The sequence below is a fragment of the Urbifossiella limnaea genome, from assembly GCF_007747215.1.
In the GTDB taxonomy this organism is placed as follows: domain Bacteria; phylum Planctomycetota; class Planctomycetia; order Gemmatales; family Gemmataceae; genus Urbifossiella; species Urbifossiella limnaea.
This window is the reverse complement of sequence record NZ_CP036273.1, coordinates 841,606-844,788: the sequence shown is the minus strand read 5'-3', so window position 1 is coordinate 844,788 and position 3,183 is coordinate 841,606. Positions and strand designations below refer to the sequence as shown.

Annotated in this window: 1 protein-coding gene; it reads right to left on the bottom strand. The window is 74.3% G+C overall.

Going from position 1 to position 3,183, the window contains the following annotated elements; translation table 11 throughout:
- Positions 1-388 precede the first annotated feature (388 nt).
- The gene (locus tag ETAA1_RS03575; protein ID WP_145234375.1) at positions 389-3,124 is read right to left on the bottom strand and encodes a serine/threonine-protein kinase; all 2,736 of its coding nucleotides are present in this window, start codon (positions 3,122-3,124) and stop codon (positions 389-391) included.
- Between the last annotated feature and the right edge of the window lie 59 nt (positions 3,125-3,183).

Genomic DNA, 3,183 nt, shown 5'->3' with positions numbered 1-3,183 from the left:
GGGCGATCTCCGGCACGGGGCGAGCGACGGCCGGGAGCGGCACGGCGCCTACCGGTATCAGCGAGCACGAGTCGAAAATCGGACACGGCCGGAAAATTCGCGCGACCGGCGCATCCGGACCAACGGAATACGTGCGATTCTCCCAAAAATCGGCGTACGATCAAGCCCGTGTCGGCGACAATTCTGAGAATTCTGTGACCGTGAACAAATCGAAACGTGCGCGACGGATGGGTCGCGGGAATGGGCCTGGCCCAGCCGTAACCACAATTTGGCTATCGACTTTGATCGCGCACGGTGTCGGGGCAGGCGTCGGTTTGAGCGACGCACTTGTTTCCGCGACCCGGGTGGGGTGCGGCGGAAACAAGAATTTGCACCATTCCGACGCCGGTCAGCGTTTCGGGGCGGGCACCTTGGCGCGGACGGCTGCGAACCGCGGGTCGGCACGCACGGCGGCGAGGTCGGGGTCGGTGTCGAGGGCGTGGCCGTCCCTCCAGCCGGCGGCGGCGAGCCTGTCCAGGGCGTCGAGCGTCTTGTCGCGGAGCCGGGCGGCGTCGGCGCCGGTAGTGCCGCCGGCCGCGACCGACAGCCCGCAAGCGACCTGGAACAGCACCCGCGGGTCGCGCGGGGCCAGCGCCTTCAGACGGTCGGCCAGCTTCTCCGCGTCCGCCGCCCGGCCCACCCGGCCGAGCGCCGTCAGCAGCTCGAACTGCGCCTGGGTGTCCTTCGGGTCGATCTTGCCGAGCACCTCCCGCACCTTGAGCGCGTCGGCGAAGTGCGCCTTGGCCTCCGTCGGGTCGGTCGCGGTGCCCCCGAGGCGGTAGTGCGTGTGCCCGAGGCCGCGGCGGACCGGCAGGCTGTCCGGGTCGAGCTTGTTCAGTGCGGCGAACTCGCGGTGCGCCGCGGCGTACTCCGCGGCCGCGGCGCCGCGCTGGTTGCGGACGGTGAGGAAGAAGTCGCCGAGCGTCATCCGCGACAGCGCGGCGTCGGCGCGGGCCACGGGCCCGGCCACGGGGTGGTTCGTGACGCGGGCCAGCTCCTCGCGCTCGGCGAGGGCGGCGCGGTAGCACGCCTCCGCGGCGGCCGGGTCGCCGGTCTTCACGCGCGCGTCGCCGAGCCAGTCCTGTACGGCGGCGCGCTCGCGGCGGACGCGCAGCAGCCGGCGGCGCTCCTCCGGCAGCGCGGCGAACGCGGCCTCGGCGGCGAGGTACCCCTCGACCGCGGCCGCGGGGTCGCCGAGGAGCACGTCCACGTCGGCGATGAGGCGGAACGAGGTGGCCACGTCCTCGGCGGCGAGGAGGCGCACGTTCTCGGCCGTGTCCTGTTGCTTCTTGTCCGCCGCGATCGACCGCGCGGTGAGGATCTTGAGCCGCTCCTGCCGCAGCTTCAGCGACTCGGCGCGCAGCGCCCGGGCCGCGGCGGCGTCGCCGAGGCGGAGCTTGACGTCCGAGTTCATGTTGGCCAGCGCCGCGACGTTCCGCAGCGTGTGCGGCTCGTCCGGCACGGCGGCCAGCTCGACGCGGTAGACCTTCAGCGCCTCGGCCAGCCACGGCCCGGCCTCGTCCACCTTGCCGGCCTTGAGGTACGTCTCGCCGATGCGGCTCTTGCCGACGGCCTCGTTCTGGTTGGCCATCCGCCCCGGCGGCAGCACGCGGCCGTCCTCCGTCTGGAACGGGTCGCGGGCCGCGATCACCTTCACCTCGTTCAGCTCCTTGAGCATCGCGTCGAGGACCTTCAGCCGCACCGGGGCCAGGCTCGCCTTGTCGCGCATCATGTCGTCGACCGACAGGAGCACGGTGCGGATCGTCTTGAGGGCGTGGTTCTGCTGGTTGTACGCGGCGGTCGCGTTCCGCACCGCCTCCACCTTCGCCACCTCCTCGGCGGCGCGGGCCTTCTCCTTGGCGTCGCGGTCCTGCTCGGCCTGGGTACGGGCGGTGCGCTCGCTGCCGGCGAGCTGGTACATCTGCCACGCCACGACCGGCCCGCCGAAGAACACGACCGCCGCCAGCGCCGCGGCCAGCGCCCCGACCGGGTTCCGCCGCGCCCACCGCCACGCCTTCTCCGCCGCCGACACCGGCCGGGCCACGATCGGCTCGCCGGCGCGGAACCGCCTCAGGTCGTCGGCCACGGCCGCGGCCGAGGCGTAGCGGCGCGCGGGGTCCTTCTGGAGGCACTTGAGGCAGACCGTCTCCAGGTCGCGCGGCACGCCGGCGGCCAGCTGCCGCGGCGGCACCGGCTCGCGGGTGCGGACCTGGCTGATGGTGTCGATGGCGCTGGCCCCGACGAACGGCGGCCGGCCGGTGAGCAGGTCGTACAGGATCGCGCCGAGCGCGTACACGTCGGCCGGCGGCCCCACGTCGTCGCGGCCCTCGGCCTGCTCGGGGGCCATGTAGCTCGGGGTGCCGAGGATCTGGCCGGTCTGCGTCTGCCCGCTGTCGTCGTCGTACTTGGCGAGGCCGAAGTCGGTGACCTTCGCGGTGCCGTCCGGGGCGAGGAGCACGTTCGCCGGCTTCAGGTCGCGGTGGACCACCCCCTGCGCGTGGGCGTAGGCGACGGCGCGGGCCAGCTCCTCGGCCACGGCGGCGGCGTAGGCCGGCGGCGTGGGGGCGCGGCCGATCTGCTTCGCGAGCGTCGGCCCGTCCACGAACTCGAGCGCGAAGTACGGCAGCCCCGCGGCCTCGCCGACGTCGAAGATCTGCACCACGTTCGGGTGCTGGAACCGCGCGACGGCGCGGGCCTCGGACAGGAACCGGGCCACCGCCGCGGGCGCGGCGTGCGGGCCGGCCAGGATCATCTTCAGCGCGACGACGCGGTTCAGCCCCGTCTGCCGGGCCTTGTACACCACGCCCATGCCGCCCTTGCCGAGCTCGCCGAGGATGACGTACCCCGGCACCGCCGGCGCGCCGGGCACGCCGGGCGAGGCCGGGTCGGTGTCGCGGTACGCGCCGGTGGCGAGCGGGTCGGTGTCGCCGGACGGGACGTGGGCGCCGGTGCCGAGCGGGTCGTCGGCCGGCGCCGGGTCGCGCGGGGTGTCGGCGGCGCGCGGCGTGTCCGGCGCCGCGGGGAGGTCGGTGGTACGGTCGGGGTCGTCGGCGGGGTTGGGCTGCGGGTCGAGGGGCGGGTTCATCGCGGCGTCCCCGGGGCGGCGGAGCGGTGGCGGTCAGAATGACACGCCGGACGGCTCGC

Excerpts from the sequence above, each read along its gene's own strand:
- ETAA1_RS03575 (WP_145234375.1), bottom strand. The coding sequence starts at position 3,124 with ATGAACCCGCCCCTCGACCCGCAGCCCAACCCCGCCGACGACCCCGAC.